Below are 18,759 nucleotides of genomic sequence, written 5' to 3' on the forward strand. Positions count from 1 at the left end.
CGCTGCTGGTATCCGGCCTCATGGAGCATCGCCATCGCAGGCCCGGAGAGTGAACCCTTGTTGGGGATGGCGATCCACGCGTACACCGGGCTGGCGCGCGAGGTCCGGCTGCCCGGCGAGGGCACGTACGACGCGCTCTACGCACGCCACATGTCCCCCGACGCCTGGCTCCCCTACCCGGACGCGGCTCAGGTGCTGGGCGGCCTGCGGGCCGGCGGTACGGCGGTCGGGGTGGTCAGCAACATCGGCTGGGACCTGCGCCCCGTCTTCCGGGCCCACGGGCTGGACGAGTTCGTGGACGCGTACGTCCTCTCCTTCGAGCACGGCGTGCAGAAGCCGGACGCGCGGCTCTTCCGTACCGCCTGCGACCGGCTCTCCCTGCGTCCCGAGGACGTGGTGATGGTCGGTGACGACCGTCACGCGGACGGCGGCGCCACCGCGCTGGGGTGCGGGGTGCGCTTCGTGGACCACCTGCCGGTGACCGAGCGGCCGGACGGCCTGCTGCGGCTGGGGCTGGTGACGGGCGCGGCCTGAAAGGTTGCTCCGTACGAGGTGCGGCGGGTGTGAGATGTCCCGCCCGCCGGGCGGCCCGATCACCGGATCGGGCCCCGTAGCCTGGTGGGCATGTCCCGTCTTCCCACCTCGTCACGTTCCGTCCGTCCCGCAGCGGTGATCAACCAGGAGATCCGCGATCTGCTGCAGCGCTCGGACGGCCTCGTGCTGTCCGCCACGGACGAGGCGACGTACCAGGGGCTGCTGGTCGAATGGGCCGCCGCGACGGGGACGAGCACCCGGCGGCCGGCGGCCTGAGCCGGTGGGGCCCTGCGCGCCGGAATCCGTGCGACCCTTCCGGGGTGAATGACCGCCCCGCCTTTCGTACCCTGCGCCTCCCCGGCGCCGAGATTTCCCCCGCTCACGGCCTCACGGGCCTCCTCACCGCGTACCACCTGCGTACGGAGGAGGAGAAGGGCCTGGGCGTCGAGGGTCCGGAGTACCTCCCCGAGCGGTATCTGTCGGAGATCCGGTCGCCGGCCACCGCGTTCGCCGGCGACCTCTTGCTGCTGGCCGTCCACGACGACACCGCCGTGGGGTGCGCGATCCTGACCGCCGCGGACGGCGACGGGCACTCGGAGATCAAACGGCTGTGGGTCGGCCCCGCGTTCCGCGGCGGCGGTGTGGCGTCCGGTCTGATCCGGGAGGGGCTCGCGGCGGCCGAGGAGAACGGTGTCCGGGCAGTGCGTCTCTCCGTCTGGAGCTGGCGGACCGGCGCGGTCGCGCTGTACGTCCGCCACGGCTTCACCGCAGTCGAGTCCTGGGAGACCAGGAGAGACCTCGTCTGCATGGAACACCGCGTGGGCTCCGGGCGCTGATCCGATTCCGGCGGTCCCCCGCGCCGCCGGAATCAGCGCCTCCAGCATCTCCCCGCGCCGCTCACCGGTCAACGCGTTATTCCGTCCTCCCGCCGCGTGCCGGGCGCCCGGCGCGGTCCGCCGGGCCGGAACCCGGTGGACCGCGTGGCGGCGGCGCTGCCGATGGGGCGGTGTGGGGTCAGCGGCCGAAGTAGTCGGGCTGCGTCTGGACGTTCAGCTCGTCGAGCCGGACCCGCTTAGCCGGGTCGGTCCGCCGGTCGCGCAGGGCGAGGACGTCCAAGCCCTTGGCGATGTCGTTGGAGTAGATGTAGCCGTTGTAGTAGTACGCCGACCAGGATCCGGCCGTGGTGACGGCGTCGAGGTTGACGGGACCGCGCTCGAAGTAGGCGATTTCCTCGGGCTTGCCGGAGTCGGTGAAGTCCCAGACGGAGATGCCGCCCTGGTACCACGCCTGGACCATCAGGTCCCGGCCCTTGACGGGGATGATCGAGCCGTTGTGGGCGACACAGACCTCGACGTCGGCCTGGTATCGGTCGATCTTGAAGTAGCTGCGGAAGACCAGTTTGCGGTGGTCGCCCTTTCCGACGATGTCGTAGATGCCGTCGGCGCCCCGGTTCGGTCCGGTCTCCTCGTTGCAGGTGGCCGCGCCACCGCCGCCGAGCTCGTCGGTGAAGACGACCTTGTCGGCCTTCTGGTTGAAGGTGGCCGAGTGCCAGAACGCGAAGTTCACGTTGTCCTGCACCCGGTCGATGATCTTCGGGTTGGCCGGGTCCTTGATGGAGAACAGCAGGCCGTCCCCCATGCAGGCGCCCGCCGCGAGGTCCTCGGAGGGCAGCACGGTGATGTCGTGGCAGCCGGTGGTCTTGGAGACCCCGGGGTTCGTCGGGGCCCCCGGGTTGCCGCCGTCCGGGAAGAGCACCGGGAAGTTCACGATCCGGGCCCGCTCGGGAGCCTTGCGCGGCACCTTGATGACGGAGATCCCGTCGTGCGGCGGCTGGCAGTCCGGGAACGTCGCGTTGGGTGAGTACGAGGACACGTACACGTACACGTCGTCGCGCTTCGGCACGATGGTGTGGGTGTGCGAACCGCAGGCGGTCTCGACGGAGGCGACGTACTCGGGGTGGCGCTTGTCGCTGATGTCGAAGACCTTGATGCCCTCCCAGGAGGACTTCTCGGTGGCGGGCTGGGTGGTGCTGGCACAGGAGTTGTCGCTGCGCGAGGAGTCGGTGGAGAGGAAGAGCAGGTTCCCCGAGACCGAGATGTCGTTCTGCGAACCGGGGCAGAGCACCTGGGCGACCGTCTTCGGCTTCTTCGGATTGCTGATGTCGAAGACGCGGAAGCCGTCGAAGTTGCCGGCGAAGGCGTACTTGCCCTGGAAGGCCAGGTCCGTGTTGATGCCCAGCAGCGCGTCCTTCGGCACGTTGGCGAGATGCTCGATGTTGCCGCTGTGGACGACCTCGTCCACACCCGGTATGCCGCCGTTCGCGATGGCCTTCTCCGCCTCGGCGCGGGTGGCCGACGAGACCGCGGCGACAGCGTCGGTGGTCGTGTCGCCGGGCTCGGGTGACGCGACGGCGCTGGTGGCTGTCAACAGCGTCGCGAGGAGTCCTGCCGCGGCGGCTGCCGCGCCCAGTCGTCTCCGTCGCACGCGGGTGGTGTGCAACAAGGTCACTTCGTCCTCCCTTGATTCCGTTCGGGGTCGAACGGTTCTCGGTCGGTGGAAGTATGGCTTCTTCCATGTACACATCAACAGGTGGCAACAGAGACGTAATGAAAGTGTTTGATCAACATGGCGCAGATGCATGCTAGTTGTTGGTCACCAACACTCACTCTGGCAACCGGAGGCCGCCGTGCTGTTCGACCGGCAGACGATCCACTCGGGTGCGACGGCCATGGCCGTGGCCGTCCTCGCCTCCGTGCTGACCCTGTCCTCGTGCGAAGCGGACGACGACGCGTCGTCCCGGAAGACCACCGGCCAGAGTGTCGTCGCGCCGGGGAAACCGGGCGAGGAGGCCAGAACCCTCACCGCTGAGGAGGCGCGGAAGGAGGCGGTCACGGACCCCCCGAATTCCGCCGACTACCAGTACGTGCAGCGCATGATCCACCACCACGAACAAGCCCTCGTCATGACGGAACTGGCCGAGCAGCACGCCACCTCACCCTCGGTCCAACGGCTCGCGGAGCGCATTTCGGCGGGGCAGAGGCCGGAGATCGAGGCCATGCGAGGTTGGCTGAAAGACAACGACGGCGAACAGCGCGCGGCACACGATCACGCCGCGATGCCCGGCATGGCGACCGAGGCGCAGTTGGCACGGCTGGACGCAGCGCGGGGCAAAGCGTTCGACCAGCTCTTCCTCAGCCTGATGATCACCCACCACCAGGGGGCCATCACCATGGCCACGGAGGCGCTCACCGACGGAAACAACGTCCGGGTGGAGGAGATGGCCACCGATGTCGCCGCGCAGCAGGCCGCGGAGGTGGACCGGATGCGGGCGCTGCAGACCTGATCCGCCGCCGGATTCGTCGGGCTGGCGCTCGCGCCCGCCGTGCGGCCCGGGAGCCCGCCGACCGGCCCGGGCCGGCCAGGGTCGGGGGCTGGGCCGGTCAGGTTCGGGGGCTGGGCCGGCCAGGGTCGGGGGCTGGGCCGGTCAGGCTCCCGTGAGTCGTACCGCTTCCCGGCCGGCCGCGCGCAGGACGCTGTCGAGCAGGCCGGGGTAGAGCTTCTCCAGGTCGTCCCCGCGCAGTTCGTTCAACTTCGCGGTGCCCCGGTAGATCTGGTGGATGACCCCGCTCTCCCGTAGTACCCGGAAGTGGTGCGTCAAGGTCGATTTGGCGACCGGGAGTTCGAAGTACGAGCAGGCCAGCCCGGCCGGGGCGACGGCCATCTGCCGGACGATGCGCAGCCGTATCGGATCGGCCAGCGCGTGCAGCACGTGTTCGAGCCTGATCTCCTCCAGGGAGGGGTGCGCGAGCACACGGGCACCGCCGGCCGCCACGGAGCGTCCCGGGGTGAGGGAAGCGGCGGGCAGGACGGTGTGGCTGGCGGGGGTCACTGTGGGCTCCACTTCGTCCGAAGGCCTCCATGGTACGGAAGCCGCGCGGGCGGGTCGGCGATGCGGGTCATCGGGCGGTGGCCACCACGAGCCGGGCCCGCGGGCTGCCGTCCTGACGCGTTCCCAGGGCCGCGAGGGGGATCAGGCGCACCGAGAAACCGGTGGCCGCGAGGTCGGCGAGGACGCCGGGCAGCCGGAACGTGCGGTAGTACATCACGAAGCGCGGGCGCCACAGGGCGTTGCGTACGCGCATCGCCGCGTCGAACCCGAGGAGCGACCAGTACGCGCGCGAGCCGAGGGCGGGCGGGGCGCCCACCGGGAAGACGAACCGTCCACCGGGCCGGAGCGAGCCGTGCACCTGCGCGAAGAGCGCGGGACGTTCGGCCGGCAGGAAGTGGCCGAACGCGCCGAAACTCAGCGCGAGGTCGAAAGCGGCCGTGAAGGGCAGGGCCCGGGCGTCGGCCCGCACCCAGTCGACCGGGGGCCGGGGCACTCCGGCCGCGGAATTCGCGGATCGGGCCGGTCCGGCGGGTGCGTCCGGAACCGAGGACCGGCCGACGGCGAGCATGCCCGCGCTGAAGTCGACACCGGTGACCCGTTCGTGGCACACCTGACGGAGCACGCCGACACCCGCACCGGTACCGCAGCAGACGTCCAGCCCGCGGGCGAACGGCCCGAGCGGCTGCAGTGCCTCCGCCACGGCGTCGAGGACGCGGTCCGGGGTGCGGTAGGACGAGTGATCGAATTTCGGGGCGAGCAGGTCGTACCCGCGCTCGGTCGAGGAGAGCGCCTGGACGGCGAGTTCGCGGAAGGTGGGGCCCTGTGTGGTAGGCATCACGGCCAGCCTACCGAGGAGCCCGTCCCTCCCCCGGCCTCTCGGGAGATGCGGCGGGGTTCCCCGGCCCGGCGACGCGGGCCGGGGAGCCCGCGTACGGGTCAGACCGAGCGGCCGTACTGGGGCGGTACACGGACGTCGCCGCCCAGTTCCCGCGCGGCGCCGCGTGCGAAGTAGGGGTCGCGCAGCAGTTCCCGGCCGATGAGGACGGCGTCCGCCTGCCCGTCGACGAGGATCTTCTCCGCCTGCACCGGCTCGGTGATGAGGCCGACCGCGGCGACCGGCAGACCGGCCTCGGTCCGGACGCGCTCGGCGAAGGGGACTTGGTAGTTCGGGCCCACGGGGATCTGCGCCCGGGGCGCGTTGCCGCCGGTGGAGACGTCGAGCAGGTCGACTCCGTGCGCCTTGAGGTCCGTCGCGAAGCGGACCGTGTCGTCACCGGTCCAGCCCTCGCGCGGGTCGTCGGCGTTCTCGGTGAGCCAGTCCGTGGCGGAGATACGGAAGAAGAGCGGCAGCTCCTCGGGCCACACCTCCCGTACGGCGTCCACGACTTCGAGCGCGAAGCGGGTGCGGTTCTCGAAGGAGCCGCCATAGGCGTCGGTGCGGTGATTGCTGTCCGGGGAGAGGAACTCGCCGATCAGGTAACCGTGGGCGCCGTGAATCTCGACGACTTGGAAGCCCGCGGCAAGCGCCCGCCGGGCGGCGTCGGCGAACTGCCGGACCACATCCTTGATCTGATCGATCGTCAATTCAGAGGGGACGGGGCTCTCTTCGTCGAACGCCAGCGGGCTGGGAGCCAGCGGCCGCCAGCCGCCGTCCGCCTCGGACAGTGCGCCGCCACCGAGCCAGGGGGCGCCGGTCGAGGCTTTGCGGCCGGCGTGCGCGAGCTGAACGCCCGAAACCGTTCCCTGGTCGGCCAGGAAGGAGGTGATCTTCCTGAACGCCTCCACCTGGCGGTCGTTCCAGATACCGAGGTCGGCGGGGCTGATGCGGCCCTCGGGGCTGACCCCGGTCGCCTCCACCAGGATGAGCCCGGTGCCGCCGACCGCCCGGGACGCGTAGTGCGCGAAGTGCCAGTCGTTGGGGACCCCCGCGTCCGGACCGGCCGTCGCCGCGCTGTACTGGCACATCGACGGCATCCAGACACGGTTGGGTACGGTCACCGACCGCAGGACGTAGGGCTCGAAAAGGGCGCTCACGCCGGACTCCGTTTCACAGGGGGACGACCGCGTCGCCGGACGGGGCGACCGGCGACGTTTGTACGAGAACTACCGTACTACGACGATCGGCGAACTAAGGAGGAGTTCTTACGGCGTTCACACAACCGCTCGTGCGGACACTCACACCGTCGCCGGTGCCGCCACCCACGCGAGCGCCCGCACCCCACCCCGGCCCGGGCCGGCCCTCAGCCTTCCTCCACCCTCAGCCGCCGCCGCAGGGCGATCGACGCGGTGGCGTCGTAGACCTGTGTCCAGCTCCGACCGCCACCAGACGTCCAGACGACGTGGACGTTCGCCCCCTCCACCCTGACGCTCCCCACGGTCATCACCCGCGGGCCGTCCCGCACGTCGCCCCGCAGCAGCTCGTCCGCCCGTACGGTGACGGGTCCGGCCGGACTGGCGCGCTCCGCCAGGTCGGCCGCGGCGAGGAGGGCCGCCGCCAGTTCCCGGGCCGCGACCGGGGCGCACCCGAGATCGAGGCGCCGGTCCGGGGTCACGATCCTCAGCCCGACCCGGAGTGGGTCCCCCGGCGTGCCGGGCTCCACCTCCCAGGCCGCCGTACGTCCCTCGGCATCCTCGAACCCGCTGCTCATCCTGGCGCTCCGCTCCCGCTCCGGGGCCGCGCGATCTGCGTACCGGGCCCGCCCGGGCATTCCAGCACATCCACCCCCGGCCGACGCGGTGGCGCCGGACACCCCGGACCCCACCGCACCAGCCCCCAGCGACCGCCCGACCGCCGGGACACACCCCCCGACCGGCACACCGCCGCGCTGCGGGGCGCCTCCCGTACACGGGTGCAAAATGTCATATATCCGGTAACTACGGCGTTTCGGGAGGCTCGGCCATGACCGACGTTCTACTCACGGTGGGCACGCGCAAGGGGCTCTTCATCGGGCGCAGGCTCGGTGGGACCTGGGAGTTCGGTGCCCCCCACTTCAACGCGCAGGCCATCTATTCGATCGCCATCGACACCCGGGGCCCCGCGCCGAGGCTGCTGGTGGGCGGGGACAGCTCGCACTGGGGGCCGTCCGTCTTCCACTCGGACGACCTCGGCGCGACCTGGGTGGAGCCCACCCGGCCGGCGGTGAAGTTCCCGAAGTTCACCGGGGCGTCCCTGGAGCGCGTCTGGCAGTTGCAGCCGGCCGGCCCCGAGGCGCCGGACGTGGTCTACGCGGGCACCGAACCGGCCGCCCTGTTCCGCTCCGAGGACCGGGGTGAGTCCTTCGAGCTGGTACGGGCGCTCTGGGAGCATCCGACGCGTTCGCGCTGGGTGCCCGGCGGCGGGGGCGAGGGGCTGCACACCATCCTCACCGACCGGCGGGACCCCCGGGCCGTCACCGTCGCCGTCTCGACCGCGGGAGTCTTCAGGACCAGCGACGGCGGCGAGAGCTGGGAGCCCGCGAACAAGGGGGTGTCGGCCGTGTACCTGCCCGACCCCGAACCGGAGTTCGGCCAGTGCGTCCACAAGGTCACCCGCGACGCCGCCGACCCCGACCGCCTCTATCTGCAGAACCACTGGGGCGTGTTCCGCAGCGACGACGGGGGCGACCGGTGGACGGACATCGGGGCGGACCTGCCCTCCGACTTCGGGTTCGCCGCGGTGGCCCATCCCCGCCGGGGCGGTACCGCCTACATCTTCCCGATCAACGCCGACATCGACCGGGTGCCCGCGCAGCACCGCTGCCGCGTGTTCCGTACCACCGACGCCGGTTCGAGCTGGGAGCCGCTGTCCCGGGGGCTGCCGGAGGGCGATCACTACGGCACGGTGCTGCGCGACGCACTCTGCACGGACGGCGCCGATCCTGCGGGGATCTACTTCGGCAACCGCAACGGCGAGGTGTTCGCCAGCGCCGACGACGGCGACAGCTGGACGCAACTCGCCGCGCACCTGCCGGACGTGCTCTGCGTCAGGGCGACGACACTGACCCCGTGACCCGTCGGCGATCGCGGGGCAGGGGGTTCTGGTTCGCTGCCGGGAGAGGCCGCAACGACTAGGCAGTTGATCGTCTCGGCCGTACGCCCAGTAGAGTGCGCCCGTGGCAGCACGACCGTTGAAAGAAATCATCGAACCCGGCTGGGCCGAGGCCCTCGAACCGGTGGCCGGACGCATCGCGGCCATGGGCGACTTCCTCCGTGCGGAGATAGCAGCGGGTCGCACCTACGTCCCGTCCGGCGCGAACGTCCTGCGGGCGTTCCAGCAACCCTTCGCCGACGTGCGGGTCCTGATTGTCGGTCAGGACCCCTACCCTACGCCGGGTCACGCGATCGGGCTGAGTTTCGCGGTGGCGCCGGACGTGCGTCCGGTACCGGGAAGCCTCGACAACATCTTCCGCGAGATGCACAGCGACCTGGGAACACCCCGGCCGTCCAACGGCGACCTGACGCCCTGGACACGTCAGGGGGTGCTGCTGCTCAACAGGGCCCTGACCACGGCCCCGCGTCGGCCTGCCGCCCACCGCGGCAAGGGCTGGGAAGAGGTCACCGAGCAGGCGATCCGGGCGCTCGTCGCGCGCGGCACCCCGCTGGTCTCGGTGCTCTGGGGCGCCGACGCCCGCAGACTGCGCCCGCAGCTGGGCGACTACCCCGCCATCGAGTCCGCGCACCCCTCCCCCATGTCGGCCGACCGCGGCTTCTTCGGCTCGCGCCCGTTCAGCAGGGTCAACGAGTTCCTGGAGCGCCAGGGGGCGCAGCCGGTGGACTGGCAGCTGCCGTGACGCCGGGCGCCGGCGCGTACGTGATCGGGGTGGACTCCGGCGGGTCCGGGCTGCGCGTCGCGCTCGGCACCGTGGGCACCTCGGCGCCCGTCGCCACGACCGTGTGCGCGGAGCCCGTACGTACCGGCCCCGACGGCATCGACGCCGATCACCTGCTGGGCCAGCTCCTCCCGGCGGTCGACCGGTTGACGCGTGACGCCCTCGGCACACGGACGCCCGTCCCCGTCGCGGCGCTCGCGGTGGGCGCCGCGGGCATGGCGACCCTGGGCGACCAGCTGCGCACCCTGCTGCCGCAAGCGCTGGCCGGCTCGCTCGGCGTGCACCGACTGGTTCTCGCGGCGGACGGGGTGACCGCGTACGCGGGTGCGCTCGGGCAGCGCCCGGGCGCCGTCGTCGCGGGCGGCACCGGCATGATCGCGCTCGGTACCGACCTCGGCGAGTGGCGACGCGCGGACGGCTGGGGCCACCTGCTGGGAGACAGCGGGGGCGGCGCGTGGATCGGCCGGGAGGGCCTGGACGCCGCGCTGCGCGCACACGACGGCCGGCGCGGTGGCTCGCCCGCGCTGCTGGAACGGCTGCGGGCCGTGTTCGGTGCGGCGCCCGAGCTCCCAGGCCTGCTCTATCCCCGCGCCGACCGGCCCGCGCTGCTCGCGTCGTTCGCCCCGGAGGTCGCCGGGTGCGCGCAGGAGGACCCCGTCGCCAAGTCGATCCTGCGCCGAGCTGCCGCGCACATCGCCGAGGCGGCGGCGGCCGTGTGCCCGCGGGCGGGGATCACCGGTGCCGAGGAGTGCCCCGCGGGCCCCGGCGGGGGGTCCCTCGAAGTAGCTCTTACGGGTGGCCTGTTCCGTATGGGTGACCCGCTCCTCGCGCCCCTGCGCGAGGAGTTGGAACGGCAGCTGCCGCACGCGGCCCTGGTTTCCGCCGCGGGGGACCCGCTCGCCGGTTCGCTCCTGCTCGCACGGGCGCTGGCCAGGTCGGACCTTCGGCTGCCCCGCCATCCGACCCTGCTGCACGTCGTCGGCGACGGCTCCGGTGTCGGCTGAGGGACACTCCTGGAGGCCAGACAGAGCGGGGCAGTTGACCGGTACGTCACTCATCGGACATAAACGGACAGATAACGCCCAGCTGTACCCTCCCTGAACGAGGGGGCAACCAAAACCAGTAGCATGCGGCGCCATGAGCACCCCCACTGGGCCCGCTTCCGGCCTGCCTGTACGAATGCCGCGACCTCGCCAGTCCGGACGGCACCGCCGCCCGGAGCCCGTGGTCGCACCCGAGGGCGCTGCCGCGCTCGTCCTCGCCGTTCCCGGTACCCCTTCCCCGGCCGCCCGCAGCGTGGCCGAGGAAGTCATCAGCATCGCCCGTTCCGAGCTGCCCGGCCTCAACGCGGTCATCGGTTACCTCGAAGGCGACGACGCCGAATTCCCGGCGCTCGCCTCCGTGCTCACGCAGTGCGCCGCCGAGCGCGTCGCGGCGTACGAGCAGGCCACCGCCGCCGGACGTGAGGTTCCGGCACCCGAGGGCCCGTCCGCCGTGGTGGTCCCGTTGCTGGCGGGACCCGACAGCGCCCTGATCCGCCGGATACGGCAGGCGGTCATGGAGAGCGGCACGCAGGTCGAGCTGACCGAGGTGCTGGGCCCGCACCCGCTGCTGGCCGAGGCGCTGCACGTGCGCCTCTCGGAGGCCGGTCTGGCACGTGCCGACCGGGCCAGGCTGTTCACCGTCGCGACCGCCGCCGACGGCATCGTGCTGGCCACGGTGGGCGGCGACGAGGCCGTGAAGGCCGCCGGGATCACCGGCATGCTGCTGGCCGCCCGGCTGGCCGTGCCCGTGATGGCCGCGGCGCTGGACGTGGAGGGCTCCGTGTCCTCGATCGCGGACCAGCTGAAGAACGCGGGCTCCGTCCAGCTCGCCCTGGCGCCCTACCTGGTGGGTCCCGAGGTCGACGCGGGCCTGCTGGACGCGGCGGCGAAGGAGGCGGGCTGCGCGACGGCGGAGCCGCTCGGCGCCTACCCGGCGATCGGCAAGCTCGTACTGTCCCAGTACGCCTCGGCGCTGGGCATCTCGCCCGCGATGCCCCAGGGTGTCCCGGCGCACTGATCACACGCCCCGACAGCACGGTGCGGTGCGTACCCCCTCACGGGCGGGTACGCACCGCACAGTCGTCCCTCAGACCAGGAGGACGCAGGAGGCTGCCGGTGCGTCGATCGATCCCGCGTGGCGCGGCACACCGGTCTCCTGGTCGACGGCGAACCAGCTGACGTCTCCGGACCGCTCGTTGGCCGCGTACAGCCACTGACCTGTGGGGTCGAGCGTCAGATCACGCGGCCAGTTGCCACCGCAAGGGACTGACGCGACCAGCTGCGCCTTCTCACCCGTCTCGTCCAGGGTGAGTACGGAGATGCTGTCGTGGCCCCGGTTGGCGGTCCAGACGAACCTGCCGTCGAGGGAGACGACGACCTCGGACGGGTACGTGCGCTCCGGAGCGCCGGCCGCCTCCTCGGGGAGCACCGGTACCTCGTGGAGCGGCTCCAGCACGCCCGCGGCCGCGTCCCAGCGGCAGACGGTGAGGGTCGGCTCCAGCTCGTTCAGCACGTACGCGTGCCCGCCCGCCGGGTGGAAGGCCAGGTGGCGGGGGCCGGTGCCGGGGCGCAGCGCGGTCTCCCCGTGCGGGCGCAACTCGCCGGTCACCGGGTCGACGGCGCCGACGTACACCGAGTCGGTGCCGAGGTCCACGCTGAGCAGCCAGTCGCCCGACGGGTCGGGGAGCACCTGGTGGGCGTGCGGCTCCGTCTGTCGTTCGGGGTCGGGGCCGCTGCCCTCGTGCTGTTCGACGAAGACCGCGGCGCGCAACGACCCGTCCTCCCGGAGCGGCAGCACGGTGACGCTGCCGGAGCCGTAGTTCGCGGTGACCAGGTGGTTCGCCGCGAGGGCGAGGTGGGTCGGTCCGTCGCCGTTCACCGAGCGCAGGCAGCCGCCGACGAGCCGGGGTACCTCGCCTTCGATGTCGAGTGCGGCAGCCGCGCCTTCGGATGCCTCGCTGACGGCGTAGAGGACCCTGCCGTCGGCCGATGCCACGAGGAACGACGGATCGGGGACGGTGTCGGTCGAGCCGACCACCGTGAGCGCGCCGGTCTCCCGGTCCACCTCCGCGACGGTGATGCCCTTCCCGCCGTTGGTGGTGAAAGACCCTATGAACGCCCGCCCGGCGCTGTTGCCGCTCATCGCGCTACCCCTTTGTGCCCGTACCTGGTGTTGAGGTGCGGGCCGTGCGGTCCGCCCGGCCGACGGTAGCAGGCGCTCAGGGCCCGGCAGGCCAGGCACGGTACGGCGGACCCGCCCGTACGCGTACCGCTCAGGCGCTCGCCGGCACCGGATCGGCCCGCCGCAGCGGCACGGCCAGATCGAGAAGGGCCTGCTCCAGCGCGTGGAGGTGGGCGAACGCCGGTCCGGTGTGTGCCGCCGCCGGCGGTACGAGGGCGTGCTCGCGGCGGTGGTCCGGGGCCGGCGGATCGGTGAGCGCCTCGACGGCGGCCTCCACGCGCCAGCAGGCGGCGGCGAGCCGTGCGTCGTGGGAGGCCTCGGGGTCGGCGGCGACGGAGGCGAGCCCGCGCACCTCGCGGGCGCAGCCGTCGAGCAGCGCGAGGACCTGGCGCGCCCGCCTCTTGCGCGCCTTCATCGGGCTCAGCGGATGGACGAGCGGTGCCAGCGAGAGACGAACCCGGCCGAGGATGGCTTCCAGCTCGGCCACCAGGGGTGCCGGGTCGGCGTCCGCGCCGCCGGCGAGCCGGGCCGCGGCCTCGGCGGTACAGGCGTGCACGCAGCGCAGCGCCCGGGCCACCCAGGCTTCGGTCACGGAGTGCGTGGTCACCGGCAGGACGAAGAGGACCGCGAGGACGGCGCCCAGTGCGCCGACGGCCGTCTCGCCCACCCGCAGGGCGAGGAGCGCCGGGTCGAGCACGCCGAGCAGCCCGTAGAGCATGCTCGCCATGACGGTCACCGCGAGCATCATCCAGGTGTACGAGACGGCCGCGGTGTAGAAGACGCCGAAGACGCTCAGCGCGACGACCGTCGCTGCCGCGACGGGGCTGTGGTGCAGCGGTACGGCGACGGCGAACCCGATCCCGATGCCGAGCACGGTCCCCAGGACCCGCCGGAAGCTCCGCACCACCGTCTCCCCGCGCGAGGTGGTGGCGACGAAGACCCACCAGGTGGCGCCCACGGCCCAGTACCAGCGCTGGTCCGACAGCAGTTGTCCGGCCGCGAGCGCGAATCCGGCGCCGGCGGCGGCCTGCACGGCCTGTCGTGTGGTGATCCGCGCGAGTCCGCTCCCGCCGGCCGGCGCGGGCACCGGGTCCGGGACCGGCAGGCGTCGCTCGTAGCACCAGACCCCGAACCGGACGGCCGCCGCGGTGGCCACCGAGAGCAGCACGGCTCCGTACAGTTCCGGGATCCGGCTCGGCACGGCGTGCAGGAACTGCGCCATGAAGCAGGTCATGAAGGCGAACACGCCGAGCGAGTGACCGCGCGGACCCCACCGCCGTGCGTAGACCCCGCCGCCCACGGCGGCGAGGAACACCAGGTCCCGGGCGACCGGCACGTCGTGCAGGACGGCGGCCAGCACCAGCACCGGCAGCCCGACGACGGGCAGCAGCGCGGTCGTCACGGCCTGCCCGCGCACGGTCGGATCGCCGACCGTGAACAGGGCGAGCAACGCGGACAGGCCGCCCGCGACGGTGGCGACCAGTGAATGTCCGGTGACCCCGCACAACGCGACGGCCGAACCGATACCGAGCACGGCCCGGGCCGCGAACCGCAGTCGCATCCGCCCGGGATCCGCCGCAACGAACGCCCTCCTCAGCAAGTCGCCCCACCCTTCCCTCTGCCCGTCCGTCTGCCTGAGTGCGCCTGAGCCTGTACGGGCCTCCACGAGGCTGTCCGGGCGCATGAGAAAGGCGCTGCGGACTCCCGTTCCGGGGCTCCGCAGCGCCATCGCTGCACACATCTCACCATCCACCTGGCTGACGGTTCAATCGACAGGCGTATCAGTGGTCCATTGGTTCAGTTATTCAGCGTGCCGCTGAGCCACGACAGAGCCAACGGTTCACCGTCGAGTGTGTCCCGTCCGACCGGGGCATCGGCCCGGGCCGATGCCCCGCCCGTCTCCCGCCGACGCCGTCAGAGCTGGTTGATCGCGCGCATCGCCAGACCTTCGGTACCGGCCCAGCCGTTCACCCGGGCCGCGTCGTCCCAGGAGACGGAGCGCAGACCGTCGGGCAGGTCGAAGAGGAGGATCCCGCTGAGTTCGGTGCCCTCACCGGCGACCAGGGTGGCGGTGAACCGGTGGGACTGGTCGTACTCCGCTTCGCCGCCCTCGTCGTTGCCGAAGACGTACAGGCCGGCGTACGCCTTGCCGCCCCCCGCGACGACGAGCGGCTGGGTGTCCGGCCCCACGAGCGGCTCGACGCTCGGGTCGTCGCTGCCGGAACCGAGCCGTACCAGCGGCCCCTCGTTGAGGACGCACGGCACCTTGCCGCCGTTGGTGACGGTCAGCATGAAGTGACGGGGGGTCTCCCCGGGCGAGTCCTGGAGCTCGACCGCGGTGGTGAGGCCGTCGGCCTCGCAGTCCTGGTAGTCGGTGCCGTTGCCGCCGCCGGTTTCGCCACTGTCCCCGGCCGGTTCGGTGGTCGGGGCCGCACTCGCACCCGTGCCGGAGTCACCCGAGGGCTCGCTGCTCTTCGACGCGCCCGCCCCCGCCGACCCGGCGGACGTGGAGGCCGGAGCCGCCTTGTCGTCACCGTCGGAGGACTGGCAGCCGGTGACCGTCAGCAGAGCCACGACGACGGTCACCCCCGCGAGGGCGCCACCCAGGCCCCGACGTGGCGAACGAGTTCTGACCGTATTCGAATTCATGCTGTTCCCCATCCCCCGTGACCGGCCCCCGGGGCCGACCCGTCCGCAAGCTGCCCGCCCATTCTGGAGGTGCCCGATCCGGCCGGTTACCCCGAATCCGGGTCTGTTACAGCCCTCGCACGAACTGGGCACCTTGGCGTGACCATGCCTACGACCTCCTCGCGGACGAGCGCCGCGGCGGCAGCCTCCACCGCGACCGGCTGCCGCCGCGCACAGAGGTGTACTGGCGGTACACCCCCCACCGGTGACTCGCTCGCCGCACGGGAAGCGGGTTACCTGGAAGACGTGGCGCCCTTCGCCGCACCGCGAGGACGCGGCGCGGCCCGGTGGCACCACCGCACGGGCGCACCACCGAGCGCGCCCCGGCGCTTTGACTACGGGCGCCACACGCCCGTCCCCAGAACGTAAGGAACCCCCATGCGCGGCGCAGTGATCCACGCCCCCGGTGACGTCCGTTTCGAGACCCTGGCCGACCCGAGGATCCTCCATCCCACCGATGCGGTCATCCGCACGGCGGCCACCTGCGTGTGCGGTTCCGACCTGTGGGCGTGGCGAGGGCTGGAGCCGGTCTCGGACCCGCACCCGATGGGGCACGAGTACGTCGGGTTCGTGGAGGAGGTCGGCAGCCAGGTCACCTCGGTGAAGCCGGGGCAGTTCGTCGTGGGGTCCTTCGCGACCTCGGACAACACGTGCGTCAACTGCCGCAACGGGTTCCAGTCGAACTGCCTGCACCGCGAGTTCATGAGCACCTGCCAGGCCGACTACGTCCGCATCCCCAACGCCCAGGGCACCCTGGTGGCCACCGAGGAGGTCCCGGACGAGAAGTACTGGCCCGGCCTGCTGGCCGTGTCCGACGTCATGGGCACCGGCTGGTGGGCCGCGGAGGCCGCCGGAGTCAGGCCGGGCTCGACCGCCGTCGTCGTCGGCGACGGGGCTGTCGGCCTCTCCGCGGTGATCGCCGCCAAGGAGATGGGCGCCGAACGCATCATCGCCATGAGCCGCCACGAGAGCAGGCAGAAGCTCGCCCTGGAGTTCGGCGCCACCGAGCTCGTCACCGAGCGCGGCGACGAGGGTATCGCCCGGATCAAGGACCTCACCGGCGGCATCGGTGCCGACAGTGTCCTCGAATGCGTCGGCACCGCCCAGGCCATGCGGCAGGCCCTGCACTCGGCCCGCCCCGGCGGCAACGTCGGCTTCGTCGGCGTCCCCCACGAGGTCGCCCTCGACGGACAGGAACTCTTCTTCTCGCACGTCGGTCTGCGCGGCGGCCCCGCCCCCGTACGCCGCTACCTCCCGGACCTCATCGACCGCGTGCTCACCGGCCGCATCGAACCCGGGAAGGTATTCGACCTCACCCTCCCTCTCGACCAGGTCGCCGAGGGCTACCGGGCGATGGACGAACGCCGCGCGATCAAGGCACCCCTCAAGCCCTGACGCCCCGCCCCGACAGAACCCGCTCGCACGAGCGGCCACGAAAGGAACGACCATGCAGATCACCCGGAGCTCGATCAGCACCGCCAGGGGTCCCGCCGAATGGTTCACCGGTGACGTCTGGATCGACGCCGTCGCGGCGGCGCCCGCGCCGTCCCGGGTCACCGCGAACCTGGTGCACTTCATGCCCGGCGCCCGCACCCACTGGCACAGCCACCCGTTGGGCCAGACCGTCTTCGTCACCGAGGGCGTCGGCCTGTGCCAGCGCCGCGGCGGGCCCGTCGAGATCATCCGTCCGGGCGACCGCGTTCTGTTCGAGGCGGGCGAGGAGCACTGGCACGGCGCCGCCCCCAACCGCCTGATGGTCCACGTGGCCATCAACGAGGGCGACGCCGAGCACGCCGTCGTGCACTGGCTGACTCCGGTCACCGACGAGGAGTACACCGCGACCCCTGCAGCCGGCTGACACGCGTCCGGTCCACGGGTACGTCCACCGCTGGGCTCAGGGGGAGCGGGACAGCCAGATAGGCTCGGCGCACCCGACGTACCCTCCGAAGGAGGCAGGCGCACCATGGCGGTGGACGCTCTCGACACCCGTATCCTGCGGCTCCTCATCGAGCAGCCGCGTACCAGCGCCCGGGAGCACGCCCGCATCCTGGGGGTGGCCCGGGGCACGCTCCAGGCCCGGATGGACCGGCTGGAGAGGGACGGCGTGATCACCGGTACCGGCCCTGTCCTCTCCCCCGCCGCCCTGGGGCACCCGGTGCTCGCCTTCGTCCATCTGGAGGTCACGCAGGGGCACCTGGACGAGGTCGGGGAGGCGCTGGCGGAGGTTCCGGAGATCATCGAGGCGTTCTCGACCACCGGCGGGGGAGATCTGCTGACCCGGGTCGTGGCGCGGGACAACGGCCATCTGGAGGACGTGATCCAGCGGCTCATCCAGCTGCCCGGCGTGGTACGGACCCGCACCGAGGTGGCACTGCGCGAGCGGGTGGCGCACCGGGTGCTGCCGCTGGTGGAGTCGCTGGGACGGACGGCCGTCGTACGAGGCTGAGCGCCGGAGGGCGGGACGCGCCCCCCGGCCTCCGGGGCCCTTCGGGCAGCCGGGCCGACGAACGTACGCCGTCCGCCGGGAACTTGCCCCGGGACGCGCCGTCGGGGATTCGACCTCCCCGGCTCGGGTCGTGGCCGGACGCCCGGCGGCCGTACCGGAACTGACCGGCAGTAACATCGGGTCCACCGGACAGATATCCTGATCATCGCCGCGAGCCCCGCCCCGTCCCGCTCCTCGTGAGCACGACCCGTGCGTCGCCCCGGCTGACGCAACGGGCCACAATTCGAGATAGGTGTACAGGTGCTGGTAGCTGATCGGTACCGGTTGGTGTCCCCCATCGGTCGTGGTGGCATGGGCGAGGTGTGGCGGGCGACGGACGAGGTCCTCGGCCGCGCCGTCGCCGTCAAGCTGCTGCTGGGGGACCGGGCCGACTCCTCTTCCACCGCACGTTTCCGGCTGGAGGCGCAGACGGCCGCCCGGCTGAGCCACCCGCACCTGGTGGCGGTCTTCGACTTCGGTACCTGGGAGGACCGCCTCTATCTCGTGATGGAGCTGGTCGAGGGGCGCAGTCTCGGTGATCTGCTGACCGCTCAGGAGAGTGTCCACCCCGAACAGGTGGCACGGATCGCGGGCGACGCCGCCGCCGGGCTCGCCGCCGCACACCGCCAGGGTGTGGTGCACCGGGACATCAAGCCGGGCAACCTCATGCTGGACGCCGAAGGCTCCGTGAAGATCGGTGACTTCGGGATAGCCCAGTTCGTCGACGATCCCTCGACCGCGCTGACCACGGCCGGCCAGATCGTGGGGACGAGCCTGTATCTGGCGCCGGAGCGCGCGCTCGGCCGGACGGCGGGCGCGGACTCGGACATGTACTCGCTGGGCTGCGTCATCTACCACCTGCTGCTGGGCCGCCCGCCGTTCCGCTCGGACACCGCCGCCGCCACGCTTTATCAGCATGTCGACACGCCTCCGGTGCCGCTGCGGGACCAGGGGGTCGACATCTCGCCGGCCTTCGACGCGTATCTGCTGGGGCTGCTCGCCAAGAAGCCCGAGGAGCGGCCGACCGCGCAGGAGGCGGCGGACTGGTTCCGTACCGACGAAGGCGTGTCCGATGCCGCCGAGTTCGAAGGTGACGTCCTCGGTCGTCCCGGGCGGCCAGTCCTCGGCCC

19 protein-coding genes and 1 pseudogene are annotated in these 18,759 nt (G+C 72.1%); 12 read left to right on the top strand and 8 right to left on the bottom strand.

Features of this window, described 5'->3' with window-relative positions; translation table 11 throughout:
- Positions 1 to 78: 78 nt before the first annotated feature.
- The 3 genes and pseudogenes from ACWD3D_RS18410 to ACWD3D_RS18420 all read left to right on the top strand — a co-directional run.
- Positions 79 to 534: pseudogene (locus ACWD3D_RS18410) on the top strand (HAD-IA family hydrolase); the annotation flags it as partial.
- Positions 535 to 624: 90 nt separating this feature from the next.
- Positions 625 to 810: a hypothetical protein gene (locus tag ACWD3D_RS18415; protein WP_451461890.1), complete on the top strand. Its 186-nt coding sequence runs from the start codon at positions 625 to 627 to the stop codon at positions 808 to 810.
- A gap of 44 nt (positions 811 to 854) precedes the next feature.
- Positions 855 to 1,370 (top strand): GNAT family N-acetyltransferase, encoded by a 516-nt coding sequence (locus ACWD3D_RS18420; RefSeq protein WP_451461891.1) that lies wholly within the window; start codon positions 855 to 857, stop codon positions 1,368 to 1,370.
- Between the two features lie 178 nt (positions 1,371 to 1,548).
- Here ACWD3D_RS18420 and ACWD3D_RS18425 read toward each other — a convergent pair whose 3' ends face one another.
- Complete coding sequence (locus tag ACWD3D_RS18425; protein WP_451461892.1) at positions 1,549 to 3,042, bottom strand: LVIVD repeat-containing protein; 1,494 nt, start codon at positions 3,040 to 3,042, stop codon at positions 1,549 to 1,551.
- 220 nt (positions 3,043 to 3,262) lie between these two features.
- Here ACWD3D_RS18425 and ACWD3D_RS18430 point away from each other — a divergent pair, with 220 nt between their 5' ends.
- Positions 3,263 to 3,877: a DUF305 domain-containing protein gene (locus tag ACWD3D_RS18430; protein WP_451461905.1), complete on the top strand. Its 615-nt coding sequence runs from the start codon at positions 3,263 to 3,265 to the stop codon at positions 3,875 to 3,877.
- Between the two features lie 141 nt (positions 3,878 to 4,018).
- Here ACWD3D_RS18430 and ACWD3D_RS18435 read toward each other — a convergent pair whose 3' ends face one another.
- The 4 genes from ACWD3D_RS18435 to ACWD3D_RS18450 all read right to left on the bottom strand — a co-directional run bounded on the left by ACWD3D_RS18435 (position 4,019) and on the right by ACWD3D_RS18450 (position 7,071).
- Positions 4,019 to 4,366 (bottom strand): ArsR/SmtB family transcription factor, encoded by a 348-nt coding sequence (locus ACWD3D_RS18435; protein ID WP_451461906.1) that lies wholly within the window; start codon positions 4,364 to 4,366, stop codon positions 4,019 to 4,021.
- A gap of 124 nt (positions 4,367 to 4,490) precedes the next feature.
- The gene (locus ACWD3D_RS18440) at positions 4,491 to 5,258 is read right to left on the bottom strand and encodes a class I SAM-dependent methyltransferase (RefSeq protein ID WP_451461893.1); all 768 of its coding nucleotides are present in this window, start codon (positions 5,256 to 5,258) and stop codon (positions 4,491 to 4,493) included.
- Positions 5,259 to 5,359: 101 nt separating this feature from the next.
- Complete coding sequence (locus ACWD3D_RS18445; RefSeq protein ID WP_451461894.1) at positions 5,360 to 6,457, bottom strand: NADH:flavin oxidoreductase/NADH oxidase; 1,098 nt, start codon at positions 6,455 to 6,457, stop codon at positions 5,360 to 5,362.
- A 206-nt stretch (positions 6,458 to 6,663) separates the two neighbouring features.
- On the bottom strand, positions 6,664 to 7,071 hold the full coding sequence (locus tag ACWD3D_RS18450) for a hypothetical protein (protein ID WP_451461895.1): 408 nt from the start codon (positions 7,069 to 7,071) through the stop codon (positions 6,664 to 6,666).
- Between the two features lie 251 nt (positions 7,072 to 7,322).
- Here ACWD3D_RS18450 and ACWD3D_RS18455 point away from each other — a divergent pair, with 251 nt between their 5' ends.
- The 4 genes from ACWD3D_RS18455 (at position 7,323) to ACWD3D_RS18470 (ending at position 11,292) form a co-directional block, all read left to right on the top strand.
- Positions 7,323 to 8,411 (top strand): WD40/YVTN/BNR-like repeat-containing protein, encoded by a 1,089-nt coding sequence (locus ACWD3D_RS18455; RefSeq protein ID WP_451461896.1) that lies wholly within the window; start codon positions 7,323 to 7,325, stop codon positions 8,409 to 8,411.
- A gap of 103 nt (positions 8,412 to 8,514) precedes the next feature.
- Positions 8,515 to 9,192 (top strand): uracil-DNA glycosylase, encoded by a 678-nt coding sequence (locus tag ACWD3D_RS18460; protein WP_451461897.1) that lies wholly within the window; start codon positions 8,515 to 8,517, stop codon positions 9,190 to 9,192.
- A complete protein-coding gene (locus ACWD3D_RS18465; protein ID WP_451461907.1) occupies positions 9,177 to 10,235 on the top strand; it encodes an N-acetylglucosamine kinase in 1,059 nt (352 codons plus the stop codon). Before ACWD3D_RS18460 ends, ACWD3D_RS18465 begins: the two co-directional genes overlap by 16 nt.
- Before the next feature lie 133 nt (positions 10,236 to 10,368).
- Positions 10,369 to 11,292 (top strand): sirohydrochlorin chelatase, encoded by a 924-nt coding sequence (locus tag ACWD3D_RS18470; protein ID WP_451461898.1) that lies wholly within the window; start codon positions 10,369 to 10,371, stop codon positions 11,290 to 11,292.
- 69 nt (positions 11,293 to 11,361) lie between these two features.
- Here the strand turns inward: ACWD3D_RS18470 and ACWD3D_RS18475 are convergent, their stop codons facing one another.
- The 3 genes from ACWD3D_RS18475 to ACWD3D_RS18485 all read right to left on the bottom strand — a co-directional run bounded on the left by ACWD3D_RS18475 (position 11,362) and on the right by ACWD3D_RS18485 (position 15,042).
- Positions 11,362 to 12,417: a lactonase family protein gene (locus tag ACWD3D_RS18475; RefSeq protein WP_451461899.1), complete on the bottom strand. Its 1,056-nt coding sequence runs from the start codon at positions 12,415 to 12,417 to the stop codon at positions 11,362 to 11,364.
- A 130-nt stretch (positions 12,418 to 12,547) separates the two neighbouring features.
- Positions 12,548 to 14,056 (bottom strand): FUSC family protein, encoded by a 1,509-nt coding sequence (locus tag ACWD3D_RS18480; RefSeq protein WP_451461900.1) that lies wholly within the window; start codon positions 14,054 to 14,056, stop codon positions 12,548 to 12,550.
- 314 nt (positions 14,057 to 14,370) lie between these two features.
- Positions 14,371 to 15,042 carry a DUF4232 domain-containing protein gene (locus tag ACWD3D_RS18485; protein WP_451461901.1) on the bottom strand — a complete coding sequence of 224 codons (672 nt, stop codon included), beginning with the start codon at positions 15,040 to 15,042 and terminating at the stop codon, positions 14,371 to 14,373.
- A 480-nt stretch (positions 15,043 to 15,522) separates the two neighbouring features.
- Here ACWD3D_RS18485 and ACWD3D_RS18490 point away from each other — a divergent pair, with 480 nt between their 5' ends.
- The 4 genes from ACWD3D_RS18490 to ACWD3D_RS18505 form a co-directional block, all read left to right on the top strand.
- Entirely contained in the window at positions 15,523 to 16,539 is a 1,017-nt protein-coding gene (locus ACWD3D_RS18490; RefSeq protein ID WP_451461902.1) for a zinc-dependent alcohol dehydrogenase family protein, read from the top strand.
- Positions 16,540 to 16,591: 52 nt separating this feature from the next.
- Positions 16,592 to 17,002 (top strand): (R)-mandelonitrile lyase, encoded by a 411-nt coding sequence (locus ACWD3D_RS18495; RefSeq protein WP_451461903.1) that lies wholly within the window; start codon positions 16,592 to 16,594, stop codon positions 17,000 to 17,002.
- Positions 17,003 to 17,107: 105 nt separating this feature from the next.
- Complete coding sequence (locus ACWD3D_RS18500; RefSeq protein ID WP_451461904.1) at positions 17,108 to 17,590, top strand: Lrp/AsnC family transcriptional regulator; 483 nt, start codon at positions 17,108 to 17,110, stop codon at positions 17,588 to 17,590.
- Positions 17,591 to 17,941: 351 nt separating this feature from the next.
- Positions 17,942 to 18,759, top strand: an 818-nt coding sequence (locus ACWD3D_RS18505) for a serine/threonine-protein kinase (protein ID WP_451461908.1), incomplete at its 3' end; no start/stop codon positions are given.

The organism is Streptomyces sp. NPDC002690 (genome assembly GCF_053592415.1).